At 68.4% G+C, this 17384-nt stretch carries 13 protein-coding genes; 5 read left to right on the forward strand and 8 right to left on the reverse strand.

The annotated features are described in order from the left end of the window. Positions 1-442: 442 nt before the first annotated feature. Both U9983_RS19850 and U9983_RS19855 read left to right on the forward strand, forming a co-directional pair. Positions 443-967 carry a peptidylprolyl isomerase gene (locus U9983_RS19850; protein WP_322755477.1) on the forward strand — a complete coding sequence of 175 codons (525 nt, stop codon included), beginning with the start codon at positions 443-445 and terminating at the stop codon, positions 965-967. Between the two features lie 28 nt (positions 968-995). After that, positions 996-2024 carry a rhomboid family intramembrane serine protease gene (locus U9983_RS19855; RefSeq protein WP_322755478.1) on the forward strand — a complete coding sequence of 343 codons (1029 nt, stop codon included), beginning with the start codon at positions 996-998 and terminating at the stop codon, positions 2022-2024. Positions 2025-2118: 94 nt separating this feature from the next. On the opposite strand, the gene U9983_RS19860 is transcribed toward U9983_RS19855, so the two are convergent. Next, positions 2119-2637 (reverse strand): PH domain-containing protein, encoded by a 519-nt coding sequence (locus tag U9983_RS19860; protein WP_322755479.1) that lies wholly within the window; start codon positions 2635-2637, stop codon positions 2119-2121. A gap of 206 nt (positions 2638-2843) precedes the next feature. Between U9983_RS19860 and U9983_RS19865 the strand changes: the two genes are divergently transcribed. Beyond that, the gene (locus U9983_RS19865; protein WP_322755480.1) at positions 2844-4811 is read left to right on the forward strand and encodes a glycoside hydrolase family 15 protein; all 1968 of its coding nucleotides are present in this window, start codon (positions 2844-2846) and stop codon (positions 4809-4811) included. A 156-nt stretch (positions 4812-4967) separates the two neighbouring features. On the opposite strand, the gene U9983_RS19870 is transcribed toward U9983_RS19865, so the two are convergent. Next, positions 4968-5228 (reverse strand): cell division protein CrgA, encoded by a 261-nt coding sequence (locus U9983_RS19870; protein ID WP_322755481.1) that lies wholly within the window; start codon positions 5226-5228, stop codon positions 4968-4970. A 433-nt stretch (positions 5229-5661) separates the two neighbouring features. Here U9983_RS19870 and U9983_RS19875 point away from each other — a divergent pair, with 433 nt between their 5' ends. Together U9983_RS19875 and U9983_RS19880 are read left to right on the forward strand one after the other, a co-directional pair. Beyond that, a complete protein-coding gene (locus tag U9983_RS19875) occupies positions 5662-7419 on the forward strand; it encodes an AMP-binding protein (RefSeq protein WP_322755482.1) in 1758 nt (585 codons plus the stop codon). Between the two features lie 96 nt (positions 7420-7515). Then, positions 7516-8163 carry an aminodeoxychorismate/anthranilate synthase component II gene (locus U9983_RS19880; protein WP_322755483.1) on the forward strand — a complete coding sequence of 216 codons (648 nt, stop codon included), beginning with the start codon at positions 7516-7518 and terminating at the stop codon, positions 8161-8163. Between the two features lie 84 nt (positions 8164-8247). Here the strand turns inward: U9983_RS19880 and pknB are convergent, their stop codons facing one another. The 6 genes from pknB to U9983_RS19910 all read right to left on the reverse strand — a co-directional run bounded on the left by pknB (position 8248) and on the right by U9983_RS19910 (position 16848). Beyond that, on the reverse strand, positions 8248-10233 hold the full coding sequence (pknB, locus tag U9983_RS19885; protein WP_322755484.1) for a Stk1 family PASTA domain-containing Ser/Thr kinase: 1986 nt from the start codon (positions 10231-10233) through the stop codon (positions 8248-8250). Next, positions 10230-11840 (reverse strand): protein kinase domain-containing protein, encoded by a 1611-nt coding sequence (locus U9983_RS19890; protein WP_322755485.1) that lies wholly within the window; start codon positions 11838-11840, stop codon positions 10230-10232. Before U9983_RS19890 ends, pknB begins: the two co-directional genes overlap by 4 nt. A 101-nt stretch (positions 11841-11941) precedes the next feature. Further along, positions 11942-13396: a penicillin-binding protein 2 gene (locus tag U9983_RS19895; protein WP_322755486.1), complete on the reverse strand. Its 1455-nt coding sequence runs from the start codon at positions 13394-13396 to the stop codon at positions 11942-11944. Beyond that, a complete protein-coding gene (locus U9983_RS19900) occupies positions 13393-14874 on the reverse strand; it encodes an FtsW/RodA/SpoVE family cell cycle protein (protein ID WP_322755487.1) in 1482 nt (493 codons plus the stop codon). Before U9983_RS19900 ends, U9983_RS19895 begins: the two co-directional genes overlap by 4 nt. A 10-nt stretch (positions 14875-14884) precedes the next feature. After that, a complete protein-coding gene (locus U9983_RS19905; protein WP_322755488.1) occupies positions 14885-16327 on the reverse strand; it encodes a PP2C family serine/threonine-protein phosphatase in 1443 nt (480 codons plus the stop codon). Further along, complete coding sequence (locus U9983_RS19910) at positions 16324-16848, reverse strand: FHA domain-containing protein (RefSeq protein ID WP_322755489.1); 525 nt, start codon at positions 16846-16848, stop codon at positions 16324-16326. The genes U9983_RS19905 and U9983_RS19910 overlap by 4 nt, the downstream gene beginning before the upstream one ends. Positions 16849-17384 lie beyond the last annotated feature (536 nt).

The following is a 17384-nucleotide window of genomic DNA, read 5'->3' on the forward strand; positions in this document are numbered from 1 at the left end:
CCCTACGAGCGGGTGCGCCCGGTGCGCCCGGTGCGCCCGGCCGTGCCGGAACACGCCCCGGCCGCCTACACCGTGGGCCTTCCGGAACATGGCCGTCCGGAACATGCGGTCACCAACCGTCATCTGCCGGGCGGGTAAGCGCGCCTGGCAACAGCTGCCGGCATGTCGTGGACCGCCCCGGCCGGCGCGGGGATGACGATCGCGCCGCCTTCGGCTGTGTCTACTGGGGCCTGCGGCGGCGCGGGAACGACGATCGCGCCGCCTTCGGCTGTGTCTGCTGGGGCCTGCGGCGGCGCGGGGATGACGATCGCGCCGCCTTCGGTCGGGCCCCAGACGCATACGATCGGCGGAGTATCGAGACCACGGCGGTCGTTGGACCCGCGGTGCGACACCCGCAGCCGCCAGCGATCAGCCACTACCGACACGACGGAAGAGAAGGCTCATGGCCGAGGAGCTGTACGCCACCCTGAAGACGACTCAGGGTGACGTTGAGATCTTGCTGTTCGAGAACCACGCGCCGAAGACGGTCGCGAACTTCGTTGGTCTCGCCACCGGCACGCGGGAGTGGACCGACCCGCGGACGGGCGAGAAGCAGACGACCCCCCTGTATGACGGAACGATCTTTCACCGGGTGATCCCGGATTTCATGATCCAAGGCGGTGACCCGTTGGGAAGCGGCCGCGGTGGCCCAGGCTACAAGTTTGCCGACGAGTTCCACCCGGATCTGCGTTTCTCCCGCCCGTATCTGCTCGCGATGGCGAATTCGGGTCCGGGTACCAACGGCTCCCAGTTCTTCATCACCGTGGCGGCGACGACGTGGCTGGACCGCAAGCACACGATCTTCGGTGAGGTAATGCGGGGCACTGAGATCGTGGACGCGATCAGCAAGGCGTCGACGGGTGCACAGGACCGCCCCGCCACCGACGTCGTGGTACGCCAGGTCGTCGTCGAACGTCGTACGGTCTGAGTCGGCGGGGGCACAGGTCGGGGCCGGCGTGACGAACTCACCGTGGTCGGAGCCGAACGGCGGGTCTGCCGCCTCGGCCGGCAAGCCCGTCGGTCCCGGTCAGCCGACCGGACAACCATCGGAGCCCGGCGGCTGGCGTCCCGTGGTCGGGCAGGCCGGTCCGGCGGATGGCTGGACGCCAACCGCCCAGCCCGCGGGCGGCCCGCCGGGACGCGGTAGCGAACATCCGATCGTCCCGCGCTGCTACCGACACCAGGATCGCGAGACGTACGTGTCCTGCCAGCGGTGCGGACGCGCGATCTGCCCCGACTGCATGCGTCCCGCGGACGTCGGGTTCCACTGCCCGGAAGATGCCGGCGCGCACGGCCGCCGCGCCGGTGGTTCCTCCCGGCGACCGGGTACCCGGCTCGGCGGACGGGCGGTGCAGGGACGTCCCGGGCTGGTCACCCTGGTGCTCATCGGGATGTGCGTGGCCGCGTACATCCTCCAGGGACTGCCGGGGCTCGGCGGCGGTGTGGACAACGCCTTCACCCGGGACTTTGCGCTCAACGGGCTGGCCATGGAGGTCAACGGCGAGTACTACCGGTTACTGACCGCCGCGTTCCTACACGCGAGCATCCTGCACATCCTGCTCAACATGTACGCGCTCTACCTGCTCGGATACCCGCTGGAGCAGATTCTCGGCCGGGTGCGCTACCTTGCGCTGTTTGTGGTGTGCGCCGTCGGTGGGAACACGCTCAGCTATTTGATCAATGGTTGGAGCACCTACTCGGTCGGGGCGTCCACCGCGGTGTTCGGGTTCTTCGCGGCCTACTACGTGATCGCCAGGCGGCTGCAGGCGGACACGTCGGCGATCCTCGTTGTCGTCGGCATCAATCTGATTATCAGTTTCACTATCAGTGGGATCGACAAGTGGGGGCATATCGGTGGCCTCGTGACCGGTCTGGTGGTCGGCATGGTGTACGCCTACATCCCACCGCGTCGGGTCTGGCTGCAGACGCTTGCCGTGGGCGGCGTTCTCGCCGCCCTGCTCGTAGCCGCGGTCGTGGGCGTATGACGCGCGTATGACGGACGCCCGATGTGCGCACCTGCTGCGCGCCGCCGCCGGCGGTGTTCGTCCGGTGGCGGATGTGGCGGATGTGGCGGATGTGTCAGCCGTGGCGACGGCGGACCGCCTCCACGGCTGCGGCGACCCGCTCGGGTTCGGTGCCGAGCTGGCGACGGCTCAGTAGCAGGGGGCCGTCAAGCGTCTCGACAGTGAGAACGCGTATGTGCACGCCGCGACGGTTGTGGGTCAGGATGTCGGCCCTTACCCGCAGTACAGCGGCCCAGGGTAGATGCAGCCGGTGGATCCCGTCCACCAGGTCGATGCCACCGTCGTCCACCCGAAGTGCGGGCCGGGCGAGGGCGTCCCGTACGGCCAGTACGATCAGGCCGGCCCCGCCGATCGCCACCAGTAGGCGGCCTGGGCCGTCCAGCGAACCAAGCCGGAACGCGAGAGAGTCGATCGCCGCGACCGCGAGCACCACCATGCCGGCCGCCGCGTAGACGATCACTCGCCACCACGGCGGTGACCAGATGTGAGAGTCGATGATCCCATCGATACCGGATCGATCGGTACCGGATTGATCGGCACCACCTTCGGCGGCACCGAATTCGTCGTCCCGCATGTCACCCAGCACAGCACATCCCGACCACTGGTTGGCCGGCCGGGTCGGGCACGGGATCCCGATCTCCGTCCGTGGGCGCGGCCTGCGCGGGCTTCATCTTCATGACGGTTACTATCCGCTTTCTTGCTGTCACGCCAGATGACGGCCTGTTCGATGTCCGGCGCGTCCCGTTCGGTGGGGTGCGTGGACGCAGGAGGAGAGTGAACGTGCGATCGTCACCGACGAGGCGTGGCAGTACGAGCTCGTTCCCACCCATCGCCGAGTACGCCTTCCTCTCCGACTGTGAGACCACCGCCCTGGTCGCGCCGAGCGGCAACATCGAGTGGATGTGCCTGCCACGGCCGGACGCTCCGTCGGTTTTCGGCGCGATCCTCGACCGGTCCGCAGGCGGCTTCCGGTTCGGACCTGACCGGACGATGATCCCAGCTGGGCGTCGTTACCTGCCGGGTACCAACATCCTGGAGACGACCTGGCAGACGCCAAACGGCTGGCTCATCGTCACCGACTGTCTGATTGTCGGACGTTGGCACCGCACAGCGCAGCGGTCCAACACCCACCGGCGCACGCCGACCGACTGGGACGCCGAACATGTCCTGCTCCGGCTCGCCCGCTGCGAGCACGGCTCGGTCGACCTGACGCTGCTGTGCGAGCCGAACTTCGACTATGGTTGCCGCCCGGCCGGCTGGGCATATGAGGCTGCGGACTACGGCAGTGCTGTAACTGTTAGTAATGGGAAGGAGGCTGATTCGGGCCATACCGACCCCCACGCCGGGCAGCATGGCGACCTGACCCTGCGACTGCGCACCGACCTGCGCCTGGGCTTCGACGGACGCCGGGCGCATGCCCGAACCACCCTGACCGAAGGCGGAACCGCATTCGTCGCCCTGACCTGGCGGGCGAGCGACCCGTTCCTGCCGGGTAGCTACACGGAGGCGGTGGCGGCGGTGGCGCGGACAACCGCGTTCTGGCGGCAGTGGCTCTCGCGTGGCGTCTTCCCGGACCACCCGTGGCGTCAGCATCTGCAGCGCAGCGCACTGGCGCTCAAGGGCCTGACCTACGCCCCCACCGGTGCGCTGCTCGCGGCGTCCACCACATCTCTGCCGGAGACGCCGCAGGGCGAACGCAACTGGGACTACCGGTACAGCTGGATCCGTGACTCCACGTTCACCCTGTGGGGTCTTTACACCCTGGGCCTCGATTCCGAGGCGAATGACTTCTTCTCGTTCATCGCGGACGTCTGCGAGAACGGTGACGACCTGCAGATCATGTATGGCGTCGGCGGCGAAAGCCGGCTGAATGAGCGGGTACTTGGGCATTTGTCCGGTTATGAGGGGGCATTTCCGGTCCGGGTCGGCAATGCCGCGTTCTCCCAGCGCCAGCATGATCTCTGGGGTGCGATCCTCGACTCGGTCTACCTCCATACCCGGTCACGGGACTACCTCTCCGAGCGCCTGTGGCCGGTGCTGGTCAAGCTGGTCGACACCGCAGCCGAACACTGGCGGGAGCCTGATTGCGGCATCTGGGAGGTGCGCGGGCAGCTGCGGCACTTCACGTCCTCGAAAGTGATGTGCTGGGTTGCCGTCGACCGTGGCCGGCGGCTGGCGGCGATGCGCGGGGATTCGAAGACCGCGGACCGTTGGGCCACTGTTGCCGACGAGATCCATGCCGACGTGTGCGCGAATGGTCTCGACGAGCGGGGGGTGTTCACCCAGTGCTACAACGCGAAGGCGTTGGATGCCTCGCTGCTGCTCATGCCATTGCTGGGATTCCTGCCGCCGGACGATCCGCGCGTGCGGGCCACCATCCTCGCGATCGCCGCGGAGCTCACGGTCGACGGTCTCGTCCTGCGGTATCGGGTCGAGGAGACCGACGATGGACTGGTGGGGGAGGAGGGCGCCTTCCTGATGTGCTCCTACTGGTTGGTGTCCGCCCTGGTGGAGATCGGCGAGGTGGTTGCCGCCCGGCAGCACTGCGAGCGGCTGCTGAGCTTCGCGAGCCCGCTGGATCTCTACGCCGAAGAGCTCGACCCGAGCACCGGCCGGCATCTGGGGAACTTTCCGCAGGCGTTCACCCACCTGGCCCTCATCAACGCGGTCATGCACGTGATTCGGGCCGAGGAGGGCTCAGAGGCCACCGGCCTCACACCGGTGGACCTTGAGCCCAGCGCCCCGTGAGTCCGGTGCTCCGTGTAACACTTTTGTTGCTTACCGCGATTATGGGCAGGTCGCGGGTGCAAGCTGTGGGCCACCACAGTGCGATATCCACATTGTGGACAACTGTTGGGGATGAATGACAGCCGTGGAACTCTTTGGGAACACCACCGGTATGCGCTACCGCCACTGGGTGGCCACTCCAAGGCCAACCACGACAAAACCGAACCCAATCAGGATGTTCCAGGCGCCTAGACTGTCCAGTCCGGGGACGTTGCCGTTGGAGAAGTAGTAGACCAACAGCCAGATGACTCCGATCGCGAAGAGCGCCAGGATCATTACGCCCACCCACGGCGGCGACGGCGGCTTGTGCTTGCGGACCTGGGTGACCTGCGGTGGTGACGTGGTCGACTTCTTCTTGCGACGCCGGGAAACGGGCACTTCGAGGCTCCTTGAGGACCGTGACGACCTTCGTGGGCTGGCCGGGGCCATCCCGGCCGAGGGCATCGGCCGGGATACTGCGGACCACCTGTCCCACAGGGTAGACAGGCCAGGGCTCACGCCTGGCCGAACGGGCCATTGCGAACGTGTCCGGCCAGGTCCGTACAGTCGGACACGTTCGGCCAGGTCGGCCAGGTCGGCCAGGTCGGCACGATCTCTGAAGGCGGGCCGGTCCGGCCGACGCCCAGGCTGCCGGCGACTCCCCGGCCTCCACGGTGGGCGCTCCCGCTGCCGCCCTGCCTGCCGCGTCCCTGTCGCCGGGAGCTCCGAGCTGTTTCCCGTTCGTTTCCTTGCCAGAATGACGCTCAACCGCAAACTGACTAGGAGCGTGCCCGCGATGCCAGGTGGATCGACAACCGAGCGGGAGACCGTCATGACCGAAGCCACCACCTATGCTGACAGGCCGTGGCAGTCGTCGTATGTCGAGGGTGTCCCCAGGGAGGTCGAGGTCCCTGATATCACGTTGGGGCAGTTGTTCGAGAATGTCGTGGCCAGGTTTCCGACAAGTCCGGCGATTTCCTTCTTTGGTACTACCACGACCTACAGCGTCCTCGACGAACAGGTCGGGGCATTTGCCGGCGGCCTTGTAAAGCTGGGCGTCCGGGTGGGTGACCGGGTAGCGCTGATCCTGCCGAACTGTCCGCAGCACGTGATCGCTTTCCAGGCGGCGGTACGGCTCGGCGCAATTGTGGCCGAGGCGAATCCCCTCTATACCGAGGCCGAACTCACCCACCAGCTCGCCGACTGCGGAGCGGAGTACGTGATCTGCCTCGACCGGACCTACGCGGCGGTTGAGGCGGCCCGCCGATCCGGCCGGACCAGGGTGCGCGAGGTCATCTCCACCTCGATTCCGGACTTCCTGCCGAAAAAGGACCAGCTGCTGCTGCGGCTACCCATCGCCAAGGCGCGGCGCAGGCGTGCCGAGATTGTGACGGACCTGCCTGCGGACGCCCGGGCACACGCATTTCTGGACGTGCTGAGGACCGGCCGAGCCGAGCCGGTGAGCACATCGGCCCAGGCAGCCCCGTCCGACGTCGCAGTCCTGCTGTACACCACGGGAACGACCGGAACGGCCAAAGGCGCGATGCTGACCCACCGAAATCTCGTCACGAATGGCGAGCAGGGTCGGGCCTGGATCGTCGACGCCCGCCTCGGCCACGAGGTGATTATTGCGGTACTGCCGATGTTCCACGCCTACGGCATGACGCTGTGCCTGATTCAGGGAATGGTGCTCGGTGCGCACGTCGTCCTGCTGCCGAAGTTTGACGTGACCATGGTATTCGACGCCATCGTCAGGCACCGTCCGACGCTTTTCCCGGGCGTTCCGCCTATTTATCAGGCCCTGTTGGACAACCCACGGGCGCGGAGCGTCGACCTCACCTCGCTGCGGGGCTGCCTGTCCGGCGCGATGAAACTTCCCGCCGATCTTCAGCGGCGTTGGGAGGCCGCGACCGGTATGCCGGTCGTCGAGGGATACGGCATGACCGAGACGTCACCGTTGACCCACGCCGGTCCGTTGGGAGGTACGACACGCCCGGGATGGATCGGGCTGCCCGTCCCGTCCACCGAAGCGAAAATCGTCGACAGGGACGACCCCACCCGGGAAGTGCCGGTGGGCGAACCCGGTGAGTTGCTGGTGCGGGGTCCGCAGGTGTTCGCCGGCTACTGGGAGAACCCGGAGGCCACCAAAGCGACGCTGACCGAGGATGGCTGGATCCTCACCGGTGACATCGCGCGGATGGACGCCGATGGCTGGTTCGAGATCGTCGACCGGAAGAAGGAGATCATTATTGCGGGTGGATTCAACATTTACCCGACCGAGATCGAGGAGGTCCTGTTGGCGATGCCCGAGGTCGCCGAGGTCGCCGTGATCGGCGTCCCGGACGCCTACCGTGGTGAGACGGTCAAGGCCTTTCTGGTGCTGCGGTCCGGTGCGTCGCTCACCGTCGACGAGGTGCGGGCACACGCAGCCAAGGAGCTGTCCGCATACAAGGTTCCCAAGATCTTCGAATTTCGGACCGAGCCACTGCCGAAGATCGGGATTGGCAAGGTCCTGCGCAGGGCGCTGCGGGATGCGGAGAAGGCCGACGTCGGGACGGGCAAGCCGGATCCGGACGCTGCCGGCGGCTGAAGCGCTGCTGGTCGTCACTATGGTCGAGCGGCGTCGCCGCGATCCGCCGGAGCATCCGGCCGGTTCCGGGTAGGGATAGGCGGAGGGGACAGGCAGATGCGGATCCTGGTTGTCGACAACTACGACTCGTTCGTGTTCAACCTGGTGCAGTATCTCGGCCAGCTCGGCGCGGACAGCGTCGTCCGCCGCAACGACGAGGTCGACGTTGACGATCTTGTCGCGCTCGGTGTCGCCGGGGTGCTGGTCTCACCCGGGCCGGGAACGCCGGAGGCGGCCGGGGTGAGCGTCCCGATGGTGCGCGCGTGCGCGGCGGTCGGCGTCCCGATGCTTGGGGTGTGCCTGGGCCATCAGGCGCTCGGGGTGGCGTTCGGGGCCACGGTCGACCGGGCGCCCGAGCTGCTGCACGGCAAGACGTCGGTGGTCCAGCACGCCGGCACCGGTGTGCTGGCGGACCTGCCGTCACCGTTTGTCGCGACGCGTTATCACTCGCTCGCGGTGGATGCCGCAACGCTGCCGGACGAGATCGAGGTGACCGCGCGTACCGAGAGCGGTGTGGTCATGGCGATGCGCCATCGGACCCTGCCGCTGGAAGGCGTCCAGTTCCACCCGGAATCCGTACTGACCCAGGGCGGCCACCTGTTGCTGGCCCGTTGGCTGTCGGTCTGCGGGGACGACATGGCGCTCGCGCTGGCGCCGGCGCTGTCAGCAGAGGTCGAAGCCCTGCGTCAGACGGCCTTCGCCTGACCCGGTGCCCCCCGTTGACCCTGGGCCCGTTGACCCTGGGCCCGTTGACCCTGGGCCCGTTGACCCTGGGCCCGATCGATCCCACTACTGAAAAGGTCCGCGCCGGGTACTCGACGAGGTCGGGGAGGCGGCCGTCGGCGACGGCGACGGTGTCGCGCTCGGGGAGGGCGACGGACTACTGGACGGCGTCGCTGACGGCGTCTGGGTCGGCGTCTGGGTCTCGGTCTGCTGCTGCTGTGAGACATACAGCGTCACGGTCGACGTGCGGCTGACCGAGCTGCTTCTCGGCGGGCTCTGGGCAACCACGGTGCCGGTCGGCTGACTGCTCACCCTGGACTGTTGGATCACCTTGAGGCCGTACCCCTCCAGGGTGGCCTGTGCCGCGTCGAGCGGTTGGCTCGTCACGTCCGGGATGGTGATCTGCTGGCTGACCACGGAGATGGTGACCGTCTCGCCGGAGGTCACCGATGTTCCGACATCGGGGTCGGCGGACTGGACGTAGCCCGGCTTCAGAGTGCTCGCACCGGTGAAGGAAGCCACCTTGGGCGTGAGCCCGGCCGCCTTCAGCTGAGTCACCGCGTCGTTCTGGCTGAGGCCGACCACTGGCGGCACGGTGAACGCTCCAGGACCGGCCGACACGCTGAGGGTGATCTGCGCGGTCTTGGCCACCGTGGTGCCCGAAGACGGATCAACCGCAGTGACCTGGTCCTTTGGCGCATTGTCCTGGACGGTATTCGACCGGATGTTGGTGAAACCGGCGTTGTTGAGGTTGTTCTCGGCGACGGTTTTCGATTGCCCGACGAGGTTTCCCGGGATCTTCGTCGTGCCGCTGGCGGTGTTGGCGGTCGAGCTGCCACCGAGGAATTTGGTGGCCATCAACGTGACGATGACGAAGACCGCCACCACCGACAGCCCGGCCAGGATGTACTTCCAGGCGGCCGACCGCCGCTCGGGCTCGGGCGGCGCTCCGGCGTCGACCGGGCCGCCGTCGCTCAGACCGGTGCCACCGCCGCCCGCCCGGTTGTAGCCGCCGGTTTGGTCGTAGGCGTTCTGGCCGTATGCCGTCTTGCCGTAGGGGTCGTCGTGGGAGTCCGGGTAGTCGTCCCCGTAGTAGGCGTCACGATCACGGGAGATCACCTGCGTCCCCGTTGGCGGCCCGGGTGGGTTCATCCGGGTGGCGAGCTGGTCGCCCATGAGTGGTGGCGCGTAGATGCGCCGGCCGGTAAGAGCACGTTCGAGGTCGTCGCGCATCTCCCCGGCGGTGGAGTAGCGGCGGTCGGGATCCTTTTCCATCGCCTTGAACACGATTGCGTCGGCATCGGGGGTGATGTCGCGGTCATGGGTGGACGGCGGCGCCGGGTTCTCCCGCACGTGCTGGTAGGCGACGGCGACCGGGGAGTCGCCACGGAACGGTGGCAGTCCGGCCAGCAGCTCGTAGAGCAGTACTCCGGTCGAGTAGACATCGCTGCGGGCGTCCACCCGGATCCCACGCGCCTGTTCGGGCGACAGGTACTGGGCAGTGCCGATCACCGCGGCGGTCTGCGTCATGTGGGACGCGGTGGCAGCAGTCGCCCGGGCGATGCCGAAGTCCATCACCTTGACCGAGCCGTCCAGGCAGAGCATCACGTTCGCGGGCTTGATGTCCCGGTGGATGATGCCCATCCGATGGCTGTAGTCGAGCGCGGCGCACACGTCGGAGGTGATTTCCATGGCCCGGCGTTCGGTGAACCGACCCTCGCGCTGGAGTGCGTCGCGCAGGGTGCGTCCCTCCACGTACTCCATCACGATGTACGGAATGGTCATGCCGTTGATCAGGTCTTCGCCGGTGTCGTAGACGGACACGATCGCGGGATGGTTGAGCGCCGCGGACGACTGCGCCTCGCGTCGGAACCGGGCCAGGAAGGTCTCGTCGCGTGCGAGATCAGCGCGCAGCGTCTTGACCGCGACCTCGCGCCCGAGCCGCACGTCGCGACCGCGGTAGACCTCGGCCATACCGCCGTAACCGAGGATCTCGCCCAGCTCGTAGCGCTCACCCACCAGGCGGGGCTCGGTCCCGAACACCTCAGTCACGCCTGCCACCCGTGCTCGCCCTTCCGGTCGTTCCCGGTCACGCTGTCATCGGTGACGATGCCACCCCCGGCCCGAGGCACGTGCACCGCCCAGCTCGGCGGCGGTGCGCTTGTGGCTGACCCGTTACTTCCGGCGATCGTCCGAGTGATCAGCGCGGTGACGGCCACGGTGGCGATCAGAAGGAGAATCAGGACGGGTAGCGACAGCTTTCGTCGGCCCTCGCCGGGCGAGCCGCCGTCAGCTCGCCGCCGGGCCGCCCGTCCACCGGGCGGCCGGAGCGCGGTGCGGTTCGCGGGAGACGGCTGCCAGGCATGGATGTCCGACTGCGCGACGTCCGGCCGGCCGGTGGGGGCGGACGACGGGGTGTGGGTTCGAGCATCCCAGGGCGCGGATGGGGTGCCGCCGGCCGGGCCCGCACCGTCGTCGGACGCTTCCTGGAATGACCCGCGAACGGCGCCGTGGTCACGTGCCTGGCCGTTGTGGGGCTCCACATTCCAGCTGGACCGAGCGTCCCAGCGGGACCGGATCTCCTCGGGGGATCCGGTGTTCCAGGACGGCTGGCGGGTCCACGACGGCGGCCGCTCCCGGGCGGGCTGCCCCGGCGCGAAGTCCGGCCCGCCACGGCTACCGGCCGGACCGGGACGCCTGGCGGTGGTATCCGAGCCCGGGTGCGGCACGGCCCCCGGGCCGACGCCCCGGCGGGTCGCGTCGGCGCTCCACAGGCTCCGGCGGATCGCGGCGGCGGTGCGTGCGAACCCGCCGGCGGACGCCGGCCGGCGGGCCGGATCCTTCGCCATCGCGGCCTGCACGAGCCCGCGGACCGCTTCGGGCACGTCGGGCGGCAGCGGCGGAGGTTCGTCCTGCTGGTGCGCCATCACGACGACGATCGGGTTGCGGTCGTCGAAGGGACGCCGGCCGGCGAGGCACTCATAGGCGACCACGCCCAGGGAGTACACGTCACTTGCCGGTGTCACCGGCCGCCCGGATGCCTGTTCCGGGGAGACGTAGTACGCCGTGCCCATCATGATGCCGGTGGCGGTCAGCGGTGCGGCGTCGACCGCGCGGGCGATGCCGAAGTCGGTGACCTTGACCGCGCCGTCGGTGCGCAACAGCAGGTTGCCGGGCTTGACGTCGCGGTGGACCACCCCCAGGGCGTGCGCCGCCTGCAGGGCGTCCGCGGCCTGGCCGAGGACGTCGAGGGTCTTCTCGGGGGACAGGCGCTTCTCCCGGTGCAGCAGCGCGGACAGCGGCTCGCCCTCGACCAGTTCCATCACCAGGTACGCGGTCGGATGATTACCTTGGACGAGGACTTCGCCGTAGTCGTAGACCGACGCCACGCCCGGGTGCGACACCCGGGCGGCGTGCCGGGCCTCGCCGCGGAAACGGACGAGGAACGACTCGTCGCTGGCGTACTCGGGACGCAGCAGCTTCACCGCGACGGGACGGCCGAGGGTCTGGTCGAGACCCCGCCACACCTCACCCATGCCGCCGGTGGCGATCCGTCCTTCCAGCAGGTACCGGCCGTCCAGGACGGTGCCCAGTGGTGAGCCGCCGAAGGGGTGCGCGACCACCGGAGCGACAGCCGGCGGGACCGGCGGCGGCCCCACCGGTAGTGACCCCGGCTGTGGCGCGACAGGCGCTGGCGGCGGGCTGGCCGGTGCCGCGGCACCGGGGTACGGTTCGCCGAAGCCCGGCGGGGCTGGAGGCGTCACCGGCGGGCGTCCAATGTGGCCTTCATGACCTGCTGGGCCACGGGTGCGGCCACCGCGCCGCCCGTACTGAGCTCGCCGCCGCCGCTCTCGACGATCACCGCGACGGCGACGGTCGGGTTGATCGCCGGGGCGAAGCCGACGAACCAGGCGTGTGGGGGCTCGTTGTCGCCGTGCTCGGCAGTGCCGGTCTTGCCGGCGACGGCGACCCCGGGAATCTGCGCCTTGGTGCCGGTGCCGCTGGTGACGACGCTCTGCATCATGGTGTTCAGGTTGGCGGCGACGTCGGGTCTGACCGGTCGTTTGTAGACCTCGGGTTCGGTCCGGCTGATTGCCTTCAGGTCGGGGCCGAGTAGCTCGGACACGAGGTAGGGCCGCATCATGACCCCGTTGTTGCCGATTGCCGCGGCCACCTGGGCCATCTGCAGCGGCGTGACCTTGTCGTCGAACTGCCCGATGGCCGACTGCGCGGTCTGCGCACCGTCGAGTTTAGCGGTTGGATACACGCTCGGTACCTGTGCCAGGGGGAAGTCGGGCACGGTCGAGTTGAAGCCGAACGCCTCGGCCTGCGCCCGCAGGGCGGCGTCACCGAGGTCGATGCCGAGTTTGGCGAACGCGGTGTTGCAGGAAATCGTCAGGGCGTGGATGAGCGTGTCGGTCTCGCCGTCGCCGCAGCGTTCGCCGGCGAAGTTCGGCAGGACGGTCCGGCTCTGCGGCAGCGGAAGTGCGTCGGGGGCGGCGATGCGCTCCTCGAGCTGGTGGCCGGCGGTCAGGGCTGCCGCCGCGGTGATCAGCTTGAACGTCGAGCCGGGCGGGTACGTCTCCTGGGCTGCGCGGTTGAGCAGCGGCTTGTCAGGGTCGGTGTTGAGCGCCTGGGCGGCCTTACTGGCCGTCGTGTCGTTGTGGCTGGCCAGCTGCGTCGGGTCATAGCTCGGGCTGGTCACCATGGCGAGGATTTCGCCTGTTCTCGGGTCGAGCGCCACCACCGCCCCCTTGCGGTTGCCGAGCGCGGTGGTCGCCACCTGCTGGATCTGCGGGACCAACGTGGTGACAATGCTCCCACCCCGCTGTTCGTGGCCTGTTACCAGGTCGGAGACCTTGGACACGAACAGCCGCTGGTCCTCACCGGACAGGAAGTCGTTCTGGGATCGCTCCAGGCCAGCGGAGGTGTACAGCCCGTAGTAGCCGACGATGTTGGAGTAGAGCTTCGCGGCCGGGTACTGCCGCTGGAACTTGTACTCGTCGTCCACCGGGACGGAGCTTGCGACCGCCTGACCGCCGGCCACGGCGATCGAACCCCGCTCCCGCTCGAGCCGTGCGGTGATCTGGCGGGCGTTGCCGGGCTTGTGCCGCAGGGTGTCGGCGTTCTCGGCCTGCAGCCAGTTGGCGTTGATCAGCAGCGCGGCGAACAACACCAGACACGCGATGGCGACCTTGCGGATGGGTGCGTTCATGTTGTCTTCACCACCTGCGTCGGGCTGTCGGCCACCGCGGTCGGGTCGAACAGCGGCGCGGCCGGCGTGGCCGACGCCGGGCGCCGGTAGGAGTCACTGATCCGCAGCAGCAACGCGATGATGGCGGCGTTGGAAACGATCGACGATCCTCCATAGGAGATGAACGGCAGGGTCAGACCGGTCAACGGGATGAGCCGCATGACGCCTCCGACCTGTACGAAGACCTGCAGGGCCAGCGACGCGGACAGGCCGGTCGCCAGCATCTTGCCGAACGGGTCACGGGCGCCGACGGCGGCTCGCAGGCCACGCGTCACGACCAGCCCGTAGATGACGAGGATCGCCATGATCCCGGCAAGGCCGAGTTCCTCGCCGATGCTCGCGACGATGAAGTCGGTGTTGGCGAACGGAACCCGCTGCGGGCTGCCCTGCCCGAGCCCGGTACCGGTGATTCCGCCGGCCGCGAACCCGAACAGGCCCTGTACCAGCTGGAACGATTTGTTGCTGGGGTTGTCACCGTCGAACGCGTGCAGCCAGCCGTCCACCCGGACCTGGACGTGCCCGAACAGCTGGTAGGACAGCACCGCGCCGAGCATGAACAGAGCGAGCCCGATCACGACCCAGGACGCCCGCTCGGTCGCGACGTAGAGGATGACCAGAAACATGCCGAAGAACAGCAGGGACGACCCGAGATCCTTCTCGACGACCAGGACACCGAGGCTCGCCAGCCATGCCACGAGGACCGGTCCGAGGTCGCGGGCGCGCGGGAAGTGCATCCCGAGGAAGGATCGGGAGACCACCGAGAGGACGTCGCGCTTGTTCACCAGGTAGCCGGCGAAGAAGATCATTAGAATGATCTTCGAAATCTCACTCGGTTGGAAGGTGAACGGGCCGATCCGCAGCCACAGCCGGGCGCCGTTGATGGTCGCACCGATCAGCGGCATGGCTGGCAGTAGCAGGAACACCAACCCGACGAGACCGGCGGTGTAGGCGTAGCGCGACAGCGTCCGGTGGTCCCGGACGACGGCCAGGACCAGCACGAAAACGATGAGGGCGAGCAGCGTCCACACCAGCTGGAGCTGGGCCGTGCCAGCCGGAACGTGTTTACCGGCCCGTACCGCGGCAGCGGCCCTGGCCAGGTCCAGCCGGTAGATCATAACCAGGCCGAGACCGTTGAGGGCCGCGACAAGCGGCAGCAGGATGGGGTCGGCGGCCGGCGCGAACCGCCGTACCGCGAGGTGCGCGAGCCCCCACAGCGCCCCGAAGCCCAGGCCGTAGGTGAAGACCGACGGGGTGATGGTCCCGTCGACCGCCAGCACCACGGCTGCCAGCGCGGCCGTCGCGAGCAGGCCCGCGAACAGGAGCAACCACAGCTCCCGCTGGCGATAGGGCGGTAGCTGCGCTCCGGCCGGGACCGGGGACCGGGCGAAGGTTCCGGTGAGGTCGACCGCCTTGCCGCGGAGCGGGGGGAGGCCTGTCATCCTGCGGGCGTCATCCTGGTGCGGCGGGCGACGGGGCGCAGGTGGGCAATGAGGTGGTGCCGCACGGTACCGAGACGGTGACGTTTCCGGAACCGGCCTGGGAGTTTCCGGCGGCCGTCTCCCCGGTCAGGCCGGCGTCCGCGGTGGCTGTCGGTGTCGCCGTTGCCGACGGCGTCGGCGACGCGGTCGAACCCGTGATGTCCGGCACCACACTCTTGAGGCTCTGCCTGAGGTGGTTCGTGACGAAGTCGCGCGCCGCGCCGAGGCTGCTCACCGGGTAACCATTGGTCACATCGTCGCTTGCGGACTTTTGGAGATCACTCACCGCGATGACGGGATTCACGGACTCCTTGAACCAGTGCGGGGGGATCCCGACGTAGGTCCCGGGCACCCCTTCGAAGATTGCTACATGCTGGTTGTCGTCCACACCCACGTAGTAGTGCCGGTGGAGGTAGAACCAGGCCCCCAGGGCCGCGGCACCGAGGAGCACGACGGCGCACAGACCGGCGAGTACCGGCCGGGGGACATGGCGTCGGGCCGAGGCCGCATCGGGTGCGTCACCGGGGTCCGGGTCGCGACGGTGGGTGCCGATCCGACCGATCCTGGCACCCTTGGCGGCCGGTGACTCGTGGTCGGGGAACTGCGGGTTCGGGCCGGTACGGGCGGCCGCGGCACCCGGCACGATCCGCTTCTCCGCGGCGGCACCGGCGATCAGCGGGCGGTTGTCACCCTCGTCATCGTCCTCCACCACGTCGGCGACGACGACCGTGATGTTGTCGGGACCGCCGCCCTTGAGCGCGAGTTCGACCAGCCTGTCGACGACATCCTGCGGGCCGGGCAGCAGCAGCGCATCGTGGATGGTCGCCTCGGTCACGACCCCGGACAGACCGTCGGTGCACAGCAGGTACCGGTCGCCGGTGATCGCGTCCTGGATGAACAGGTCCGGCTCGACGTCGCGCCCGTCAAGGGCACGCATCAGTAATGACCGCTGTGGATGCGTGTCGGCCTGCGCGGGGGTGATCCGTCCCTGGTCGACCAGATCCTGGACCAGCGTGTGGTCATGGGTCACCTGGCGCAGGACGCCTTCGCGCAGCAGGTAGGCGCGTGAATCGCCGACGTGTAGCACGCCGAGACTGATTCCCGACAGCAGCAGCGCGGTGACTGTCGTGCCCATGCCTTCGAGCGAGCCGTCCTCGCTGGCCATTGCGCGCAGCTCGGCGTTGGCCTGGTCCACCGAATCCGCCAGCGCGTGCAGGATCTCGCCGCTACCGACGTCCGCGTCCAGGTCGGCTAGCTGGGAGATCACGGTGGAGGAGGCGACCTCACCGGCCGCGTGTCCGCCCATGCCGTCGGCTACGGCTACCAGCCGCGAGCCCGCATAGGCGGAATCCTCGTTGCCTTCTCGGACGTGGCCGACGTCCGAGCGAACGGCGTAGTGAAGCCTAAGGCTCACCGGTGAAGCTCCAGGACGGTTTTCCCGATCCTGACCGGCGCGCCGAGAGGTACCGGCATGGGACTGGTCACCTTCGTGCGGTCGAGGTATGTGCCATTGGTCGAGCCCAGATCTTCGACGAACCACTGGCCGTCGTGGGGGACGAGTCTTGCATGCCTCGCCGAGGCGAAGTCGTCCTCCAGGACCAGAGTTGAATCCTGCGCCCGTCCGATGGTGACAGGCATCGGTCCAAGTGGAAGCATCGTCCCCGCAAGTTGACCCTTAGTAACGACAAGTTTGCTCGGTGTTCGCGATCGCCGACTGGGAGGCTTGCTCGGCGGTCGCGCTGGTGGCGCTTGGCGGGCGGGCGTCGGGCGGAGCGGGCGTGCTGCCGCCTGAAGGTTCTGCTGTTGGCGTTTTGTCGGCCCGAACACGTCCAGCCGGACGGCCCGGACAGCGGCGAGGACAAATGCCCACAGTAGCACCAAAAAACTGATTTTAACGACAAGTAGCACCAGGTTGCTGGGTGCGGATCCGTTCATAGCGGCCTACCAGCCGCGATCGGTCTGAGGTGGTGGGGCGGCTCCAGCCGGTCGCTCGCGCTGGGGTGGGCTCCGGCGCGGGGCGGGGGGAAGCTGATCTGGACGGTACGTCTCCTGCTCGTGCATGTTGTCGTCGGGATCAATTGGCCGGACGTCGCGTCGCGGGTCGCGCTGGCCGTCTGGAATTGCACGATCGTAGGGCGGGCGATGGCCGGCGGGAACCCCAGGGCCGGCCACGGTCGGGCCAGGCCCGACCTGAGGTGGGCCGGGTATGCGGGTAGCCCGCTGGTCACGCGGGTCATGACGGTCTGTCCCACCGCGGTGCTGGCCTTCCCTCCCACCGTAGGGGTCGTCGTAGCGCGGACCGCCACCATACGGATCGCCATATGGGGAAGTCGGCTGCCCCCCTATGGGTTGGCCGGTTTCGGGTCGGCCGCCGCCCCGGTAGGCCTCCGCCGGTGGTGGGTACCCGCCGCGCTGACCGTCCCTGCGAGGGTCGCCTCGTCCAGGATCGTCATGGTATGGGCCGCCCCCGC

Source organism: Protofrankia sp. Cas3 (genome assembly GCF_963555955.1).
In the GTDB taxonomy this organism is placed as follows: Bacteria; Actinomycetota; Actinomycetes; order Frankiales; family Frankiaceae; genus Protofrankia.

Excerpts from the sequence above, each read along its gene's own strand:
- U9983_RS19850 (WP_322755477.1), top strand. The coding sequence starts at position 443 with ATGGCCGAGGAGCTGTACGCCACCCTGAAGACGACTCAGGGTGACGTT.
- U9983_RS19860 (WP_322755479.1), bottom strand. The coding sequence starts at position 2,637 with ATGCGGGACGACGAATTCGGTGCCGCCGAAGGTGGTGCCGATCAATCC.
- U9983_RS19875 (WP_322755482.1), top strand. The coding sequence starts at position 5,662 with ATGACCGAAGCCACCACCTATGCTGACAGGCCGTGGCAGTCGTCGTAT.
- U9983_RS19880 (WP_322755483.1), top strand. The coding sequence starts at position 7,516 with ATGCGGATCCTGGTTGTCGACAACTACGACTCGTTCGTGTTCAACCTG.
- U9983_RS19895 (WP_322755486.1), bottom strand. The coding sequence starts at position 13,396 with ATGAACGCACCCATCCGCAAGGTCGCCATCGCGTGTCTGGTGTTGTTC.
- U9983_RS19900 (WP_322755487.1), bottom strand. The coding sequence starts at position 14,874 with ATGACAGGCCTCCCCCCGCTCCGCGGCAAGGCGGTCGACCTCACCGGA.
- U9983_RS19910 (WP_322755489.1), bottom strand. The coding sequence starts at position 16,848 with ATGAACGGATCCGCACCCAGCAACCTGGTGCTACTTGTCGTTAAAATC.